Genomic DNA, 18481 nt, shown 5'->3' with positions numbered 1-18481 from the left:
CGCGCTCCGCCGCCGCCGAGGTGATCAGCCGAGAATCCTCAGCATCCGCTCCCCCAGCACGGAGGCGGAGGCCGGGTTCTGCCCGGTGACCAGGTTGCGGTCCTCCACCATGTACGGCTCCCACATCGGTCCACGGCTGTACTGGACGCCGATCTTCTCCTTGAGCTCCGTCTCCAGCAGCCACGGCGCCTTGGAGGCCAGGCCGACGCCCTCCTCCTCCTCGTCGGAGAATCCCGTGACCTTGTACCCCTTGAAGGGGGACACACCGTGGATCCTCGTGGCCAGCAGCGCCGCGGGAGCGTGGCACACGATGAAGAGGGGGTTGCCGGAGGCGAGCTGCGCGGTCAGGAGCCGCCCCGCGTCCGCGTCGTACGCGAGGTCCGACATCGGACCGTGACCGCCCGGCAGGTACACCGCGTCGTAGTCCTCGAGCCGGACGTCGGACAGCTGGAGCGGCCGGCGCATCGCCTCGGCGTCGCGGATGATGGCCTCCAGGTCGAGGGACACCTGCTCGCCGCCCGTCATGGACGGACGCAGGCTCATCATGTCGACGTTCGGGGTCACGCCGCCCGGTGTCGCGACCACTACCTCATGGCCGGCATCCGTCAGCTCCTTGTACGGGCTGGCAAACTCCTCGGCCCAGTATCCGGTGGCGTACCTCGTGCCGTCCTTGAGCACCCAGTACGTCGCTCCGCTCACTATGAACAGGATCTTCGCCATCACTCATGCGCCTCCGCTCGGGCCCTTTGGGGTGATTTGACTACCTTTAGCCTAGGCGGGTGCTCGTTCGGCCGCATGCGTGACGAGCGCCGGCGTCCCCACAGCGCGACATGTCCACCCCGCCGGCGACGAGGTTGCCGCCGGCGGCGCCCGCCGAAGCGGCGGACCGCGCCTTCTGACGGCACGGGCCGCGGATTCCCCGGTCACAGCCCTTGCGCGGCGAGCTCCGTGAGCGCGACGCGGGCCGCTTCCGCGATGAGCGCGTCCTGCGGCTCCGCTTCACGGGTGGCCCGCCGGGAGAGCACGGCGATGGTGACCGGTGGCGAGTCCGGAGGCCAGACGACGGCGATGTCGTTGCGCGTGCCGTAGCCGCCCGTGCCCGTCTTGTCGCCCACCGCCCAGCCGTCCGGGGCGCCGGCGCGGATCAGCGCGTCGCCCGTCGTGTTGCGCCTGAGCCAGTCGGTCAGCACCGCCCGTTTGTCCGCGCCGAGGACATCGCCGCGGACGTCACCGAGCGCGTAGGCGCGCAGTCCGGCGGCGAGGGCGCGCGGTGTGCTGGTGTCGCGGGGATCTCCGGGTGCCGCCTCGCTGAGGGCGGTCTCGTAACGGTCGCACCGGGTTGTCCGGTCGCCGAGGGCGGCCAGTGCGCTCTGCAGGCCGGCGGGGCCGCCGAGTTCCCGGAAGAGGAGATTGGCCGCGGTGTTGTCACTGTGGCGGACAGCCGCGTCGCACAGCGCCCGCAAGCTGAGACCGGTGTGCAGGTGCCGTTCGGTGACCGGGGAGTTGGCGACGAGGTCACCGGGACCGTAGCGCACCCGCCGGTCGAGCTGCTGGAGCGAACGGGCCCTGAGCAGTGCGCCCGCCAGGAGTGCCTTGCAGGTCGAGGCGTAGGCGAAGCGCTGGTCGGGGCGGTGCGTGACGGTGCGGCCGCTTCCTGTGGCGATCGCGTACAGGCCCAGCCGCGCGCCGAAGTTCCGCTCCAGCTCCCGGAAGGCGCGTACGGCACGGTGTGCGTGTGGTTCGGACCGTGAGGACCCGGTCCCGGACGGGAAGGGCGGTGCGGCGGCCGGCGCGGGCGGATCGCACGCCGACAGAGGGAGGGCCACGAGGCCGGCCAGTGCTGAGAGCGCGGCACGGCGGCTGGGAGGGGTGGGCACGGGGAGGGCGAGTCCTGACTTCGGTGGCCGGTGCACCGCCGGTGGCCTCTTCCCGACGCGCCGGGTGTCCGCGGCGAAGGGTGCGTCCGGCGGGCTTCTGCCTCGCCAGCGTAGGGCGGACGCTTACGTCGCCCGCAGACCTGACCACCGTGTCGCGCGTTCCCGTGTCGGCGGCGATGTCGCCGTCGCCGCCGGGGGGGCCGTCTCACGCTGTGTCCCGGCCGGTGCGCGGAACGTCGCCGATCAGGTTCATTGCCGCGCGTCGCCCAGCCGGTTCAGCGCCGCCGCGGTCAGCGCCGTGATCGCCGCCGGCAGGGCGGTGCGGACGTCGGGGGCGAATCGCGGTGAGTGGTTGGGCGGCACGTGGGCCGGTGAGTCCGCCCACTGCCGGCGGCCGGTCGTACCCAGCATCCAGTAGGACAGGGGGATTCCGGCTTCACCGTGTACGGCCAGCCCCGCGTCCCCGTAGAAGGGGAAGTCCTCGGCAGCCATGGAGGAGGGCCAGGTCGCGACGCGTTCCGGGCCGTACAGGGTCGTGTGCGCGGACCGGATCGCCTGCGTGGCGTCCGGGTCGACCCGGAGGGCCGGGGAGCGGGACAGGGTGGTCAGGTCCGGGTCGCGCGGGCACGCGGAGGCAGCGCACTCGGCCCGCACGATGCGGTCCAGGGCCCCCAGCGCCCGGTCCAGGGTCGCGTCGGTGAGCGCGCGCAGGCCGATGCCGAGTTCCGCCGTGTCCGGGACGACGTTGACCGCGGTGCCCGCCCGCACGGTGCCGACGGTGAGCGTGAGCCGGTCCGACGGGGCGGTCTCGCGGGACGCGATCGTCTGCAGACGGCTGATCACGGCCGCCGCCGTGACCACCGGGTCGACCGTGAGGTGCGGGGTCGCGGCGTGGCCGCCCCGCCCGTGCAGGACCACGCTCAGCGCGGCGCTCGCCGCTGCCATCGGGGTGTGCGGGCCGCCGTGGGCGATCATTCCGGCGGGCAGGGGCGCCGCGTGCTGGGCGAGCACGATGTCCGGGCGGCCGCAGCGTGCGTACAGTCCGTCCGCGAGCATCGCGCGGGCGCCCGTGAGCGTCTCCTCGGCCGGCTGGCCGACGACGACCAGGGTGCCGCTCCAGTGGGCGGTGGTACGGGCCAGCAGATCGGCCGCGCCCGTCGCGGCGGCCAGGTGAAGGTCGTGGCCGCAGGCGTGCATGGCTCCGTTCCCGCTGGCGTACGGCAGACCGGTCCGCTCGGCCAGGGGCAGGGCGTCCAGCTCGGTGCGCAGATACACCCGCGGGCCCTCGCCGTTGCGCAGGAGGCCCACGACCCCGTGGCCGCCCATGCCGCGCAGTACCTCGAACCCGGTGGCGGTGAGCCGGTCCGCGAAGAGGCCGGCCGTGCGGCTCTCCCGGCCCGAGAGTTCCGGTGTGCGGTGGACGTCCAGGTACAGGGTGAGTGCCGGGCGGACCACCGGCGCGAGGTGGGTGAGGGCGGGGTGGTTCGCGGTCACGGGGATCCTCCGGGGCGGTGCGCTGCGGGCGCTGGCGTCGCGTGCCAGCGATGTGTGAGTGCGGGGCATGCCGAACGGTGAGCGGCCGGCGGTGGAATGGGGTCGCACACCAGGCAGGCGGCCTTCCCCATCCCGGAGGGCCCCGATCCGGAGGAGACACCCATGGACAAGGACCTGAGCACCCTCGCCGACGAGATCCTGGAGCTCGAGGCCGAGACCTTCGAGATCTCCGACTACTCGGACGCGAGCGAGGTCGTGCTCGCCGGTTCGACCAGCACCAGCTCCACGTCGACGTGCAGCTCCACCACCAGCACCACCTCCTGCTCCGCCTGACCGGACGTCAGGTCGCAGGAGAAGCCCGGGATCCGCCCGCTCGACGGATCCCGGGCTTCGCCGTGTTCGCCCGGGTTCACGGGAACGGATGCGGCACCCTGCGGATCTCGGCGTCCGTCAGGTCCGTCGTTCGGTGCCCGCCGCGCCTCAGCGCCGTGCGCAGCCGGGGCATCAGCGGGGCGCGCTGACGGTTCCAGCCGAAGTCGATCGGCAGGAGTCCGGGCACCAGGGTGCTGACGGTGCGCAGGCCCATGCCCGCCTGCTCCGGGGTGGTCTGGTCGACCGCGATCACGTCGTGACCGGCCCCCACGAGTTCGTCCACGACCGCGCGCACGTCGTCGCGCAGATCGCGGGTGCGAGGGCGCCGCGAGGTCTCCCAGCGCCGGTAGACGTCGTCGAAGGGGCGTACCGCCGTCGGTTCCAGGTAGCTGCGTGCGTGGGCGGCCATCCGGGGCAGCCCGTACAGCTGGGCGTGGTCCTTGAGGTGGCGGACGAGGTGGAAGTCGTCGGCCATGGCCTCCAGTTCACCGCGGCGCTCCTCGGTCTGGCGGGCCAGGTGCGGGATGTAGGTGAGGACCTCCGAGAGGGCGCCCTCGACGGCGGACCGGGGGTCGAGCGAGGCAGCCGCCGCGAAGGACAGGGTCCCGGGGCCGCCGTCGCGGCGTACGGCGACGGCGGTGGCGACCGGGATCTCCAGGTCGATCCGGTTGTCCAGGACGTGGACGTCGTAGCCCTGGAGCGCGGCTCGTTCGGCCATGGCGGCGGCGGTACGGCCGCCGACGGTCGCCAGGTCGATCCCGGTGAGACGGGCGTCCCCGTACCAGGCGTTCAGGAACGCGTCCCGTTCCACGAGTTCGAGCAGGCCGCCGAGCAGCGCCTCCTCCAGGCAGCCGCCGATCGCACAGCCGTTGGAGCACTCGAAGACGAAGTTGTCGGCCGCCAGTCCGGCGCTGTAGTAGACGAGGCGGGAGGGGACGAGGACCGGGCGGTCGTCGCGCAGGGACCAGCCCCACTCCCAGGGGATGGCCCGATCCGGGTCGAAGGGGTCGACCAGGGGGTCGTCGCGGTACGTCCGCGGATCGTAGAACCCGCAGTCCGCGGGGTCCACGGCGTCGGCCTTGAGGTCGTTCCAGGAGCCGGTGACGGGCGTGGCGCGGCCTCTCCGGTGAGTTCCGGCGTAGCGCTCCAAGCCTTCCAGGAAGGCCAGTCTGCGGCTGGTGGAGAAGGCGTTCTCCTGGCCGCTCCAGGTCACGTCGTTGAGCCCGGCGTAGCCGCGTACGAAGACACTGCCGGCGACCGGGGCGGTGGTCGGGGAGGTGACGTTCAGCCAGGTGCCGCCGCCGAGGGCGCCGCAGACCGGGTTGGCGAGGGCCGTCTCCGGGATCGGGTAGGAGGAGGCGGCCCGCAGCCGGTAGGTGCCGGGGTCCGGTTTGAGGCGGGTCTCCAGGGTGAGCGGGCGCGGACGCTCCGGGGTGGGACACGGCGCGCAGTCCGGGCAGAGGGGATCGGCCAGGAGCGGATACGTCCGCACCTGAAGCGTCATCAGGTCGAGTCTGGACACCTGCGGAAGGGCTCGGTCGGCGGCATCGGAGGCGGGTGGTGCCGGGGCCGGGCCGTCGTCCAGCAGCGCGGCGCACAGGGCGGCGACGGCGTCGTACGTGTGCCCGCTGAACAGGGGCCAGGCACCCACCGGACGGGGGCCGTCCGGGCCGCCCGTCTCCAGGGCGTCACGTTCGGAACGGCTGCGGAGCCGCTGCCACCGCAGGGCGAGGCAGCGTCCGCACGCGGGGGCGGTGCCGTCGCCGCCCCAGGGGCCTATCAGCACGGCGGAGGCGGTGAGGTGGACGCGCGCGGCTGCCCGCAGGGGCGCCCAGGGGTCGGCGGCGCCGCGGTGGCCGAGCGTGGCCGCCGCGTCGGTGGCTCCGACCGGGACGACGGCGACGTCCCGGCCGAGGCGGTCGTTCAGTGCCGCGTGGAGCGCGTCGCGGGCCTTCTCCATCGGCCGGCTCAGGGGCCGCGCGGGGGCACTCACGAGGACCTCGTCCAGCGGAACGTCCTGACGGCGATGACGCCGAGGACGAGCGCGAAGACCGCGAGTCCGGCGCAGCCGACGGCGACGTCGGAGCCGTCGCCCCGGCCCGTCAGCGCGTGGGACACCGCGTCGTTGAGATAGCGCAGGGGCATGACCAGGGAGATCTTCTGCAGCCAGGTGGGCATGGCGTCCAGCGGGAAGAACGATCCCGACAGGAACGCCATGGGCAGCATCAGGAAGTTGGCCACAGCCGCGACCGACTCGGGTGTGTCGGCGAACGAGCCGATGATCACACCGAGCAGCAGGAAGGTGGTGATGCCGAGCACCATCACCGGGATCAGCAACGGCCATCCGGAGGCGGGTTCGAGACCGAACAGCGGGAGCTTCGCCACCCCGACGAACAGCAGCGACTGCACCAGGCCCACCGCCAGGGCGAGGACGTAGCGGGAGCCGATCACGGCGGACAGAGGGGTCGGGGACATCCGGATCAGCCGCAGGATGTCGTCGGAGCGCCACTGCATCAGGGTGAACGCGATGCCGAACACGGCGGCGTTGGCGACACCCCAGGACAGGACCCCGGCGGCCGTGTACGACATGTAGGACAGGCCGCTCTGCTCGACGGCCCGGCCCCGGAAGATCAGGCCGAAGACGACGAGGAAGAGGAGCGGGAAGGCGAACGTGAAGAACAGGGTGGTCCTGTCGCGGACCTGGGCGCGGTAGCCCGCTGCGGTCAGTGCGGCGTAGGCGCTCATGCCTGGCGCTCCGGGGTGGTCTCGGGGGTGCGGCGGGATGTGTGCGGGCTCCGGACGATTCCCGCCGTGAGGTCGAGGTAGACGTCCTCCAGGCTGGGGGTGCGGGTCTGCACCCCGTCCAGACCCGTGAGCCGGTCGAGGGCGCTGAGCACCCGGCCGGTGGTGCGGGTCTCCAGGACCAGGGAGCCGCCCTGGACGGTGACCCGGTCGACGCCGGCGACGGCCGCCGCCTCGCGCTCGTCCAGCCGGCCGAGCGGCAGCAGCAGCCGGCTCGGGGCCCGGGAGGCGTCGACGAGGTTGTGCGGACTGTCGGTGACGACGATCCGGCCGTCGACGAGGATGGCGATGCGGTCGCAGAGTTCCTCCGCCTCGTCCAGGTGGTGCGTGGTGTAGACGATGGTGCGGCCTTGTGCCTTCAGGGCGCGCAGCACGTCCCAGAGGTCACGCCGGGCCTGCGGGTCGAGTGCGGCGGTCGGTTCGTCCAGGAAGATCAGTTCGGGACCGTGCACCAGCGCGGAGGCGATGGCGAGGCGCTGGCGCTGGCCGCCGGAGAGCTTCTCCACCTGGACGTCGCCCTGCCCGGTGAGCCCCACGGAGTCGAGGGCCGCCCCGGCCGCCTCCCGCGACGCTCCGTAGAGCGCGGCGACGGTGCGCAGGTGCTCGCGGGCGGTCTGCCGCACGAAGAAGGCCGAGGACTGGGTCTGTATGCCGATGCGGGGCAGCAGGGCGGTGTTGCGGGGCCATGGGGACTGGCCGAAGAGGGAGACGGAGCCCGTGTCGGCGTGGCGCAGTCCTTCCATGATCTCCACCAGGGTGGATTTTCCTGCTCCGTTGGGGCCGAGGAGGCCGAAGAACTCGCCCCGGCCGATGTCGAGGGACACGTCGTCGACGGCCTGCCGGTCCCCGTACCGTTTGGAGACCCCCTGCACGTGGACGGTGGCGGGTGTGGGTCGCATGGCCTCTTCCTCACTCATGTGGTGCGTGGTTCCTTCGGTTCGCGGGCGGTCGCGCGGGCGGGTCAGGCGAGCAGCACGAGCGCCACCGCGCAGGTGCCGGCCACGGCGAGCAGGAGCAGGAGGACCGACCCGATGCCGTACGCCGTGTAGATCAGCCGGGCGCGGCGGGGATAGGCGGAGGCCGCCTCGGAGCCCGTCCGGCGCAGCGCCAGGTAGGCGCGTGCCTCGGGGGCCAGGTGGGCGGTGCCGAGGAGGTGGCCCAGCATGCGGTAGCCGTCCAGCGGGGGGAGCGGGACGAGGTTGCTCAGCGCCTGGACGCTGCCGAGCAGCAGCAGTCCGGCGAGCAGGGGCCGGGCCGGGTCGCCGCCGGGGAGCGCGGACCACCACAGGGCGAACGGCAGCAGCAGGGCCAGGTTGACGTACGCGCCGGCCCCGGCGATCACGAGTTTGGCGCGGCGCCCGGGGATGAAGAGGTAGTCGTCGACGGTGCAGTACAGCATCGCGGCCGGGAACCGCCACCGCAGGCCGATCTCCGCGACGTGCCCGCCGAAGTGCTGGGCGGCGACGCCGTGGGCCAGTTCGTGGACGGTGATGCTGAACCACAGGAACAGCGCGACGGCACCCAGGACGACGGGTTGCCGTATCAACTCGGCTGCTCCGTCGCCGAGTTCTCCCGTGTGAAGCGCGAGGACCAGCACCATGGCCAGCACGGCGGCCAGCAGCGGCAGCTGGATCGCGCGATGCAGCAGGGGGCGCAGTGCCCGGTGCAGCCGGGCGGTGGCCGCGTCGGCGTCGGCGACCATGCGGCGTGTGCCGCGCCAGAGGGTGTCGGCAGGAGCGGGGGCGGATGCGGGCGCCGGCGGGTCGGGGGCGCCGTCCAGCAGGCCGCGCGCGCCGAGGAGGCCAAGGAGCCGGTTCCAGCTCTCCTCGGCGAGGCGGCGGCCGAAGCGAGCGGCGTATGCGGGGGCCAGGTCGTCCAGGTTCCTGGTGCCGTCGAGCCGGGAGATCACGAAGTGCTCCCTCGTCCCGACCTCGGACACGGCTCCGGTGGCGGGGTGCCGGATGAGGTACACGGTGCGGGGACCGCGCAGCAGGGGCGGTCCGATCCGGACACCGGCCCGCAGCAGGGGACGATAGGCCCGGGCGGCGCTCTGCGCAGCGGGTACCGGCGCACCGGGAGTGCCGCTCATGCTCCGGCCGCCTTCGGTGCGACCGCCGGGACGGGCTCGCGCAGGACCTGGCCGAGCATGAAGGAGAGGTATGCCTCGTCGCGGATCGTCACGTGGAGCCTGTTGTTGGTCATGTGCATGTAGGGGGACAGGAGCCGGGGCAGCACGGCGGGCACGTGGGTGACCACCTCCAGCGGAAGGGTGCCCTCGGGCTCTGCGCGCTCCTGCCCGGCGTCCTCCCGGGCCGGTCCCTCCTGGACCGGGAAGGCAAGGTCTCCCCGGGCGGTGAGGTCCTCGATGCGGCCCCGCAGTTCGAGGCAGTGTTCCGCCCAGCCGCGCAGGAAGCGCGGCAGCCGCCCCGTTTCGCCGCTCCGGACGGCGGCCCGGATCTCGGCGAACCGGCGTCCCAGCTGGGGAGCCATCCGCGCGTACGTGGCCTCGTACTCCGCGGAGCCGATGAAGCCGGTGCCGGGGAACGCGCGGTGCCAGAAGGCGTAGTAGCCGTCCAGGTAGTCCGCGAGGCGGTCCTCCTCGGGCAGGAAGCAGCCCGCCATCACCATCATCAGCTGGGCGGAGGTGCCGAGCAGCACCGTCCGCAGGTGCAGGTTCATGGTGCGGAAGGCGTCGATGACCAGGTCGCTGGAGTGCCGGAAGTGCCATTCGGCGAGCTCGACGCCGGCCGGGCCGCCGTACTTCGCGTACTCGGGGGCGTAGGGCTCGTACGTGAACGAGTTGTTCGGCCGCAGGTTCATCCGGCCGTCCGCGCCCATGAAGCGGTCGCGGTCCCCGCCGGGGAACTCGATGTCGAACAGCGCGTTGTAGAAGTCCTTCAGGAAGCCGGAGTCGACCTCGTACAGGGCGGGGCGGCTGCGGAGGAAGCCGGTGAGTGCCTCCTCCGCCCGGCGCCTGACCTCGGGAGCGGCCTCGGCGCGGGCCGGGCGCAGCCGGAGGCGGACGTGCGGGCCCTCCAGCCAGTAGTTGATGAAGAAGTGACCCGCGAGAAGTCCGTCGGCGGTCAGCCGGTCCACCAGCGGGCGCACGCAGTTGACCAGCATCGGCTGGGGGCTGGCGGCGTAGAAGACGTGGAGTGCGATCCACTCCCCCGGCGGTTCGGCGGCCGGGCCTGGGACGGCTGAACGGGGGGCGGTCAGTTCGGGCATGCGGGGCCGTCCTCGGTGTGGGAGGGGCGGGAGGGGCGGGAGGTGAAGGTCTCCACGGCCAGTTCGGCCACGTGGCGGCCGTGCGCGGAGGTCAGGTGCAGCCCGTCCTCGGTGGGCAGCATCTCGCGCAGGATCACCGCGGCACCCGGTGCCCGGTCCACGAGGGCGTCGAAGGCGGTCAGGGAGAGGGGGCTGTCGAAGTCCACGTACAGGGGCTTGGCGCCCGGGGCGCGGCGGCCGGCCCCGAGGACGGTGGCGAAGACCTGGCCGGGCAGTCCGTGGCGGCGGCGCCAGCGCTGCCAGTCCAGGTACCACAGCGCCTCGTCCGCCTCGGGTCGGCGGACCGGGAGGGTGGCGGCGTCGGCCGTCCAGCTGCGGCGGCTGACGACCACGTCTCCGTGGGCCACGCGCGGTCGGCGGGTGACGCCTTCCACCGCGGGGCCCTCCGGCACCCCGCCCCAGACGTCGCTCGGCGTCATGGTGCTGGGCGACATCAGCAGCAGCGTGCGGGGGATCTCGGGCAGGGCGACCGGGACGAGGTAGCCGAGGTAGACGGGAATGACCTCGCGGTCCAGCCGGCGCGAGCGCAGCACGAGGCGGTCGGCCGCGTCGTCGTGGACGAGGTAGAGATCGTCGAGGTCGAGCCGGTCGGCCTCGGGGACGGTGGACGTCTCTCCCGGGCACACGATCTGATAGTCCGTCATACGGCCGTGCAGATTCAGGTTGCTGGTGACCGTCCCGCCCGTCACCTCGGCGAACACCGCGCCCTGGGGCTGCCGTTCGCGCAGCTCTCCCCGGAGCCGGGCGGAGAGGCCGGGCTCGGCGGGATCGTCCGGGCTGTCGTAGACGTGGGTGAAGCGGCTGAAGGGGAAGGCGAGCCCGCCGTACGAGCGGTTGAGGACGACCAGGGGGCCGTCCGGGTGGCCGGGGACGGGGCCCGACACCTGGATGTGGTGGCTCTGCGGCGTGAAGTCGGCGGTCAGGGCGGAGAGACGGCCGGCCACCGGGGCGAGGAGGCCGTCCGGCAGCTGCACCTCGTCCGCCGCCCCCTTCCCCTCCCACAGCTTCCCCATGCCGGCCACGAAGTCGCGGCGGGCGTCGTCCAGGGTCCGCAGCGCGCTCTGGCCGAGCCAGTTCTCCTCCGGGACGTAGGCGCCGTCGTCGTCGAAGGCGGTGCGCTTGGAGGTGAACGAGATGTACTGGTCGAAGAAGTCCTCATGGAAGTCGTGGACCAGTCCGAGCAGGTCGTCGCAGCGTCCGCCGCGCCCGTAGCGGGCCGTGAAGAAGCCGCGCAGGGTGATGCGCTGGGGCAGGGTGATGTCGAACAGCGGCAGGATGCCCTCGACCGCCCGCAGGGCCCGCCCGGTCTCCCCGGCCAGCAGGCCCGGCGCACAGACCAGGTCGCCGCCCGCGCTGACGTCCTCGTACAACAGGGTCTGCGGGAGGGACGGTTCGGCGGCACCGAGATCGCTCTGCACCTGGAGGAGGCCTTCGCGCAGGGTGCGCAGCAACGTCCGGCGGGTGCGGACGTCGGCGGCCGGGTACGCCGCGAGGCACGCTGCCGGGCCGTCCAGGCCGGCGGCGGCGGAGTCGGCCCAGGCCACGCCGAGCCGCGTCAGGGCCGCCCGGAAGGAGCGCAGCGGGTCCGTGCTGTGCACGTCGGTGCGCAGCCCCGGCACCCGGACCATGCCGAGCTGGTGCAGGGCCGTGGCATACCGCTCGCACTCGGGGCGCTCGGCACCGTGCTCGGCGTGGAGCCAGTCGACCAGGTCGCGGTGGCGCAGCCCGTCGCGGCCGGCGAAGAAGCTGAGCAGCCGGTCCAGGGTGCCGCTGGTGCGCAGGTAGAACAGCCTGTCCCGCACGGCGTCGAAGGTCACGGCGGCGCTGTCGTCCCCGGCGGTCACCCACTGCCGTACGTAGCGCACACGGTCCGCGTCGCGGGCCCAGCCCGGGGAGAGCACGACGGGCAGGTCCTGGCGGCGCTCCGGGTCGGCCAGGATCAGATCGGCGATCCGGTTCAGGGCGACGACGCTGAGACGGACGTGACTGGTCCACTCCTCACCGATCCGCAGGGCTGTGGTGGTGTCCGACGGGTCCCCGTCGAAGGTTCCGGCGGCCACGGCGGTGAGCGTGGAGAAGGGGCTTGTCTTGCAGGCGGTGCGGTAGAGGTAGGTGAGCGCGGACCGCTCGATCTTCCGCATCCGCCCGCCGGGTTCGGCCCGCGTGTCGTTCAGGTAGCCGTCGATGCGGGCGTCCAGAGCGGGCGAGGCGAGCAACAGCCCCTTGCGGAAGTGGTCGTGGGACAGATGGTTACGCAACTCGGCGCGGGCACACTGCATTTCGTCGGCCAGCACCGCCGCTCCCTGTTCCAGCCGTCCGGCGTGGCGCGCCCGCTCGGCGAGCCACGCCGAGGCGCGGTCGCCGGCAGCCGGGTCGAGGCCGGTGACCAGGCGTACGGCGGCCGTGGAGTCGGCGGGCAGACGGTTGTTGTACACCTGCCGCCGAAGGGCGAGCAGGGCCCGGCGGGCGGTGCCGCCCACCGCGTCGGCGGCCGGGACCAGCCCGTGCAGGAGGTCGCTCAGAGCTGCCCCCTCGCGGGCGAGGCGTTCCTCCCGGGTGAGGATCTCGTCGGCCCACCGGCGGGTGCGGGGGCAGCGCAGTCCGCGGACGGCCTCCACGGGCAGTCCGGCGGCCCGGAGCACGAAACGCCGGCCGGGCTCCCACCGGGCGGTCCCGGGGGAGGTGGTGTCGGACGTCATGAGGGTCATCAGGTCTCCCCGTCAGGCGATCTCGTGGCGGAAGCCGGCGGGCCGGGGCCGTTCGTTTCCCATCGGCATGATCAGCAGGGGGGCCTCGTCGCCTCCGGTCAGGCCGAGCTTCTCGATGAAGGAGACGTTGTCGAAGCCCAGCGCCACGCCCGCGCCGATCCCGAGGGCCGCCGCGGCGACGTAGAACGTCTGGGCCACGGCGCCCGCCGTGCCGACGGCGAGCCGGTAGCCGCGGTCCCCGACCGCGTCCAGGACGGCGGTGGTCCGGACGGTGGGCACGAGGACGGCACCCGCCTGCTCCAGGTTGTAGTTGGCCAGGAAGTAGTTCTCCTGGAGGAAGGCCCCCTGGTGGCCGGCCTCGACGAGCCTCAGTTCGGCCGTGTCCGGGTCGTAGGCGTACGCGCCCGGCTCGATGCCCTCCACGTGGTTGACGAAGGCGTAGAGCCGCGCCTGCCGCACGGCACCGCCGGGGTCGGCGTCGCTCTCCAGCGAGGTCGCCGCGCAGGCCGCCAGGACGGACGAGAGCTGGGCGGGGGTGAGCGGCCGGGCCGCGTCGAAGCGGCCGAAGCTGCTGCGCCGCTCGCGCAGTGCGCGGCGCACGGGTACGTCGGGGAAGGACGCGGCGGGCAGGGCGACGCGGGTGCCCCCGGCGGGCACCGGGAGGGCGGCGGCCGGGGCGAGCGCGCCGGGAGCGGGACGCACCGCCGCGTGGCTGGTGGTCGCCTCGTGCATGGCCCGCACGGTCGGGAAGTCGAGGACGGTCCGCGACCGTTCGACGTCCCTGTGCCGGACCGCGGGGTCGGGCCCGGGAGCCGCGACCGCCGCCATGGCCCCCGACGTGCCGCCCCAGCGCAGCGGGACGACGGCGAAGACGGCCTCCTCCTCCCCCGCGGTGCCGAGCAGCCCGTTCAGCCGGGGCTCGTCGAACCACAGGACCGGTGCGGTCCGCAGCCCTCGGGCGCCGGCCCAGATCCGCCAGGTCTGCACGAGCGTGCCGAGATCGGTGGAGACCACGTGGTAGGAGAAGCTGTTGTACTTGAACGTGTTCTGCCAGTACTTGACGCCGAGGACCAGGTACTGGTCGGTCTCCAGCGCGTCGGCGGGTGCGTCCGGACCGAGCGCCTCACGGATCCGGGCCGAGACGTCACCGGTCAGCAGCCGCTGCACGGCGTGCCGGTGGACGTCGTAGTAGTGGATGCCGGGGGTCAGCGGGCCGGACGGGCCGGCGGCCCAGTAGACGCTGACCGGATAGAGGCCGCCACCGCCCGCCGTGCCCCGCGACCAGTTGGCGTGGGTGTAGAAGGGCAGGCCGGACAGGTCGCTGTTGGCCTGGATGCCGAGGCGGCGGCCGGTCAGACCGTAGGAGTCCTTGAGCATGGCGGAGAGCAGCGGCAGGTCGAAGCCTGCCGGGCCGGGTGCCTCGGGTTCCGGCGCGGGCGTGCGGGCCGGAAGCAGGCCGCGGGCCACGGGCGCGTCGGGAAGGCCGTCGCCGTCGGGCAGGGCGCAGGGCCGCACGCCCGGATAGAACTTGCCCTTGCGTGGCCCGTCGGACCAGTCGGGCACGAAGTCCGCGGGTTCCATCGGGACGCGGCCCCGGTGCAGGACGGCGTCGGCGTACTCGTGGGCGTACCCCATGGGGCCTGCCCCCTTTCGAATCGGCGTGCGGTGCGGACGGGCCGTCACGGGAACGGATGCGGGGCGGGATTGAGGCCGGCGGGCCCGAGGACGGTGCTCATCCGGGGCATGTGCCGGGCGCGCTGCCGGGACCAGCCGAAGTCGATGGGGATGAGGCCGGGCACCAGGACCTTCACCGTGTGCAGACCGACCGCGCGCTGTTCGGGCAGGGTCTGGTCGACCACGACGACGTCGTATCCGGCGGCGGCGACGGCGCCGACCGCACGCAGCAGGTCCTCTCGCAGGTCCATGGACGCGGGGGCCCCGTCGGCGTCCGGCCACACCAGGTCGGCGACGGCGAGTGCGGGTTGCGGGGATTCCTGGCGCAGCAGGAAGTCCGCGTGCCGCCCCATCTCCGGGACGCCGTAGGCGAGCGGGTGGTCGTGCAGGGTGGTGACGCGGTCGAAGTCGGCCGCCATGGCGCGCAGCCGGGACTCGTCGCGCCGGGTGCGGCCGACCAGGTTGACCGAGTCGGTCGCGATCTCGCAGAGCGCGGAGTCCAGCGCGGACTCCGGGTCGAGCCCCGCGCCGGCCCCGAAGCACATCCGGCCGACTCCCCCGTCGAAGCGCTCGGCGACGGCGGTGACGACGGGGACGGGGAAGCTGATCCGGGTGTCGAAGAAGCGGGCCCGGTACCCGTACATGGCCAGCCGGTCCGTCATGTGCCGGGTGGCGGGGCGGGCACTGGTGGCGGGGTCGATCTCCCGGAGCGGTACCTGCCCGTACCAGGCGATCAGGAAGGCGTCGCGCTCGACGACCTCCATCAGGCCGAAGTAGGCCGCCTCCTCCGTACTGCCGCCGGAGGCGCAGCCGTTGGAGCTCTCCTGGACGAAGCGGTTCTCCAGGCCGGGGGCGTGGTAGTAGGCCAGGATCTCCGGGACGGGGCGCGGCTTGGCGTCACGCAGGGACCAGCCCCACACCCAGGGGATCTCCCGGTCCGGGGCGAAGGGGCGGACGCGGGGGTTGGCACGGTGGAACTCCTCGGAGTACAGGCCGGTTTCGCGGGGGTCGACCGCGTCGGGGCCGAGGTCGTCCAGGGCCGCGGTGAGCCGGGTGGTCCTGGCCCGGGCCCGCATCCCGGCGTAGCGCTCCAGTCCCTCCAGCACGCCGATGCGCTGACTGTGCGCGAAAGTGCCCGCGTGGCCGCCCCAGAAGGTCTCGCGCAGGTACTCCCCGGACCGGGTGGAGAAGCAGCCGACGGTGGCGGAGGTGGTGGTGGAGGCCACGTCGCAGACGACGGAGGGGCCGAGCGCTCCCCAGTACGGATTGGCGTAGGCGTCCAGGGGCAGCGGATAGTCCTCGATCCGCCGTACCCGGAAGGCGCCGTGACGGTACTTGGGGGCGGGCTGGGGGGTGAGCGCGGCACCCTCGGCGGTGTCCGGCCCGGGCGTCCCGCAGTCGGGGCACTCCGGGTCGGGCACCAGGGGGTGGCTGCGCACGGTCATGCCGTCCAGGTCCACCAGGTGCACCCTGGGGTACGGACCCGGATCCGGGTCCGCGAACGCGAGGCCGGCCAGGAGCCCGGCGACGGCAGCCGCGGCGAACGGTGTGGCGTACGGCCACGCTCCCACCGACCGTGTGCCGCTGCGCAGTTCGAGCCCCTCGCGCAGCGGCACCGACCGTACGCCCTGCCACCGGCGGGCCAGACACGTCCCGCAGCCGGCCGCCCTGCCCTCGCGGGGCCAGGGGCCGACGAGCACCTGCCGTCCGTACAGATGCACGGGCACATCTCCCCGTCGCACCGGGGGGTCGTCCTCCGCGGTGTACGCGTCGCGGACACCGAGCGGAACCACCGCCACGGCGGGCGCGATGGGGGCGACCTCGCGGAGGGCACCGTTCAGCGCCTCGGCGAAGCGGCGCGCGGATTCGGCACGTGCGGTGGTTTCGGGACGCCCGAGCCCGGGTGTCTCCGCAGGCGCGGAGGTGTCAGCGCCGGGGGCCTCCGCCGGCGCGGAGGTGTCAGCCCGCATCGGTGACAGCCCGGGTGAGCAGGACGCGCACGGTGAAGATGCCGGCGGTGGGCAGGTCGGCCGCGTGGGTGGGCACGACCAGGGCGTCCCGGCCGGCGGCGCGCAGGCGGTCCAGGACGCGCGTCCAGTCCGTGGCCGGGCCGGGCGGCGCCGGTTCGGAACGCGTGACCGCGATCAGGGCCGCGTCCAGGTCGCACAGCAGGGGGTCACCGGTGTCGGGAGTGGCCCCGCCCTCGGCGTCGGCCTCGTACTGCGCCTCGCCGAGCAGGTCCCGGACGGCGTCGATGACGGCGCCCGCGCGGTCGAGGGCGGCGCCTACGGCCCATCGGGCGGGTCCCGCTGTCCGGGCCAGGACGACATGGGCGCCCGAGTGGCCGGTTTCGCCGAGGTCGAGGAGCTCCACGGCCGGCCCCAGGTGAGCGGCGGAGCGGAGGAGGAACCTCGCCTCGGGGTCGTCGCCGAGCGCCTCGTGCGGAATCACGGCCACCTCACCCGCCTGTCTGACGGCCCGGACCAGGGCGTCGTGGGCGAGCGCGGAGAGCAGCCCGCAGCCGGCCGCCTCCGGCAGGTCGGCCCCGGCTCCGGCGCCCGCCCGGGTGGGTTCGAAGCTCAGGTCGGCGTTGTCGCGGCCGAAGGGGCGCACGGCCCCCGCGGGGACACGCACCTGCTCCTTGGTGACGAGCGAGGTGGCGGAGGTCCATGCGACGGGGGCGCCGGGGTCGGTTCCGGAGGCGATGGTGAGGGCCGCCGGGTCCACGGCGGGCACCGTGTCGTCCACCGCGGGCGTCGCCGGCACCACGTGTTCGGCGTAGACGGCAGCCGCGGCGTTCAGCGCGCGCAGCCGGGCTCCGGCGGTGTGGTGGACGTCGAAGGCGGTCACGGTGCGAAGGCCGTGAGGGCCCAGGCCGAGGGCGACGGAGCCGGCCTTCAACGGGGTCTGTGTCAGGGGCTCGTCCGCATAGCGGGTGAAGATCCCGGCGTGCGGGGCGACCAGTGCGGAGCGGCGGTCCAGTTCGGCCAGCGGGCCCTGGGCGGCGTCGTCGTCCGGGGCGGTGGCCACCGTGGGCAGGAAGGCCGGACGCGCCGGGGCGGAGGACAGGTCGACCGGCTCCGGGGATGCCGGGGCGTGAGCGCAGAAGGGGCAGCGGGGGTGGGGCAGCAGGGGCTCCGAGGCGACGTCGAACGACGCCATGTCCTGGACGAGCAGCTTGTTCCGGGTCTCGGCCACAAGCGCGTCGGTGACCAGTCGGAACACCTCGTATCCCAGCAGGTTGCCGAGCATCGCCGCGAGCGGCCCGGCCGGCTGGGCACCCGTCGTGCCGGTGCCCAGGGCGAGCCCGCTCCACACGTCGGCAGCCGCCCCGGCAGGGCCGCCGGCGGCGCCGAGACGCAGGGCGGCGCACGACCAGCAGCCCGTCGACCCGGCCGTCATCACCGGGCCGACCACGGCCCGGGGCCCGAACGTCCAGGCGGGCAGCAGCGTCCGGCCCTCGGGGACGCCTTCCCGCAGGAGGGCGAGCACGGTCGCGGGTGCGTCGGGGCCGGCGGCGGCCACCACGACGTCGTACCCCTCGTATGCCCTCCAGCCTGCCGCTCCGGCCGTGGTGTCCGGCAGCGCCGCCAGCTCCACGGGGCAGCCCAGGCCGGTGAGTTCGGCCGCCTCGCGGACGGCCGTCGCGAATTCCCCGGACGGAGCGCCTCCGGAGCCGCCCAGCAGCCCGGGCGCGACCGCCACGGCGGCACAGCCGTTGCGTATCAGGGACAGCACGCACCAGCGGGCCACCGGGCCGTCGCCGAGGACCGCGACCCTGGTGGCCCGGTAGCGGGCGAACCGGGCGTCGGCGTCGTCGGCGTAGTGGTCGATGTAGGCGATCTGCTCGGCGAAGCGGGAGGTGACGGCCGGCGGGACGGCCGGGCCGCCTGCCGGCTCCTCCGCCGGGGGCGGCACCGGACGCGCGAAGCCACGCGCGTAGAGCGCCGTGACGAGTTCGCCCACCATCGTCTTCTGGCGCTCCCCGAAGCCTTGGCAGATCTCCTCCACGGTCCTGCTGCCGTCCAGGTACGGCACCAGGAGGGTGGCGAACCGGTAACCGGACTTGGCGGTGAGCTGGAACCCGCCGTCAGCGTTGTGGAAGATCACCCCGTCGGGTGTCTCGGTGAACAGGACGTCGCGCCGGACTCGCGGCCGGGTTCCGGCGGTCTGTGCGTACGGCGTTGTGGTTGCCATGCGTGCGTCACACCTCGTGTTCGGGGGCGGGAGCGGCCCGGGGTCGGGACGTCTTCGGTTGTGGTGCCG

General features: G+C 73.8%; 13 protein-coding genes. 1 reads left to right on the top strand and 12 read right to left on the bottom strand.

What is annotated here, in order from left to right:
* Positions 1-24: 24 nt before the first annotated feature.
* The 3 genes from ACFYY2_RS10075 to ACFYY2_RS10065 all read right to left on the bottom strand — a co-directional run bounded on the left by ACFYY2_RS10075 (position 25) and on the right by ACFYY2_RS10065 (position 3371).
* Entirely contained in the window at positions 25-720 is a 696-nt protein-coding gene (locus ACFYY2_RS10075; protein ID WP_388739662.1) for a type 1 glutamine amidotransferase domain-containing protein, read from the bottom strand.
* Positions 721-923: 203 nt separating this feature from the next.
* Positions 924-1877, bottom strand: coding sequence for a class A beta-lactamase (gene bla, locus ACFYY2_RS10070; RefSeq protein ID WP_388739659.1), 954 nt, complete (start codon positions 1875-1877; stop codon positions 924-926).
* A gap of 249 nt (positions 1878-2126) precedes the next feature.
* On the bottom strand, positions 2127-3371 hold the full coding sequence (locus tag ACFYY2_RS10065; RefSeq protein ID WP_388739656.1) for an amidohydrolase: 1245 nt from the start codon (positions 3369-3371) through the stop codon (positions 2127-2129).
* A gap of 162 nt (positions 3372-3533) precedes the next feature.
* Between ACFYY2_RS10065 and ACFYY2_RS10060 the strand changes: the two genes are divergently transcribed.
* Positions 3534-3704: a thiazolylpeptide-type bacteriocin gene (locus ACFYY2_RS10060; RefSeq protein WP_327121942.1), complete on the top strand. Its 171-nt coding sequence runs from the start codon at positions 3534-3536 to the stop codon at positions 3702-3704.
* A 76-nt stretch (positions 3705-3780) separates the two neighbouring features.
* Here the strand turns inward: ACFYY2_RS10060 and ACFYY2_RS10055 are convergent, their stop codons facing one another.
* From ACFYY2_RS10055 to ACFYY2_RS10015, 9 genes are read right to left on the bottom strand one after another with little or no spacing between them, the layout of a single operon-like run.
* On the bottom strand, positions 3781-5703 hold the full coding sequence (locus ACFYY2_RS10055) for a TOMM precursor leader peptide-binding protein (RefSeq protein WP_388740055.1): 1923 nt from the start codon (positions 5701-5703) through the stop codon (positions 3781-3783).
* A 29-nt stretch (positions 5704-5732) separates the two neighbouring features.
* Positions 5733-6488, bottom strand: coding sequence for an ABC transporter permease (locus tag ACFYY2_RS10050; RefSeq protein ID WP_388739652.1), 756 nt, complete (start codon positions 6486-6488; stop codon positions 5733-5735).
* Positions 6485-7462: an ABC transporter ATP-binding protein gene (locus ACFYY2_RS10045; RefSeq protein ID WP_388739650.1), complete on the bottom strand. Its 978-nt coding sequence runs from the start codon at positions 7460-7462 to the stop codon at positions 6485-6487. Before ACFYY2_RS10045 ends, ACFYY2_RS10050 begins: the two co-directional genes overlap by 4 nt.
* A gap of 44 nt (positions 7463-7506) precedes the next feature.
* A complete protein-coding gene (locus ACFYY2_RS10040; RefSeq protein WP_388739647.1) occupies positions 7507-8634 on the bottom strand; it encodes a metalloprotease in 1128 nt (375 codons plus the stop codon).
* Complete coding sequence (locus tag ACFYY2_RS10035; RefSeq protein WP_388739644.1) at positions 8631-9773, bottom strand: lantibiotic dehydratase C-terminal domain-containing protein; 1143 nt, start codon at positions 9771-9773, stop codon at positions 8631-8633. Before ACFYY2_RS10035 ends, ACFYY2_RS10040 begins: the two co-directional genes overlap by 4 nt.
* A complete protein-coding gene (locus tag ACFYY2_RS10030) occupies positions 9761-12541 on the bottom strand; it encodes a lantibiotic dehydratase (RefSeq protein WP_388739641.1) in 2781 nt (926 codons plus the stop codon). The genes ACFYY2_RS10035 and ACFYY2_RS10030 overlap by 13 nt, the downstream gene beginning before the upstream one ends.
* 12 nt (positions 12542-12553) lie before the next feature.
* Positions 12554-14176 carry a nitroreductase family protein gene (locus tag ACFYY2_RS10025; protein ID WP_388739638.1) on the bottom strand — a complete coding sequence of 541 codons (1623 nt, stop codon included), beginning with the start codon at positions 14174-14176 and terminating at the stop codon, positions 12554-12556.
* A 44-nt stretch (positions 14177-14220) separates the two neighbouring features.
* Positions 14221-16185, bottom strand: coding sequence for a TOMM precursor leader peptide-binding protein (locus ACFYY2_RS10020; RefSeq protein WP_388739635.1), 1965 nt, complete (start codon positions 16183-16185; stop codon positions 14221-14223).
* Positions 16175-18412, bottom strand: a complete 2238-nt coding sequence (locus ACFYY2_RS10015) for a TOMM precursor leader peptide-binding protein (RefSeq protein WP_388739632.1) — start codon at positions 18410-18412, stop codon at positions 16175-16177. The genes ACFYY2_RS10020 and ACFYY2_RS10015 overlap by 11 nt, the downstream gene beginning before the upstream one ends.
* Between the last annotated feature and the right edge of the window lie 69 nt (positions 18413-18481).

Origin of the sequence: Streptomyces sp. NPDC001822, assembly GCF_042892135.1 — a bacterium.
In the GTDB taxonomy this organism is placed as follows: domain Bacteria; phylum Actinomycetota; class Actinomycetes; order Streptomycetales; family Streptomycetaceae; genus Streptomyces.
This window is presented reverse-complemented; position numbering and strand designations above follow the sequence as displayed.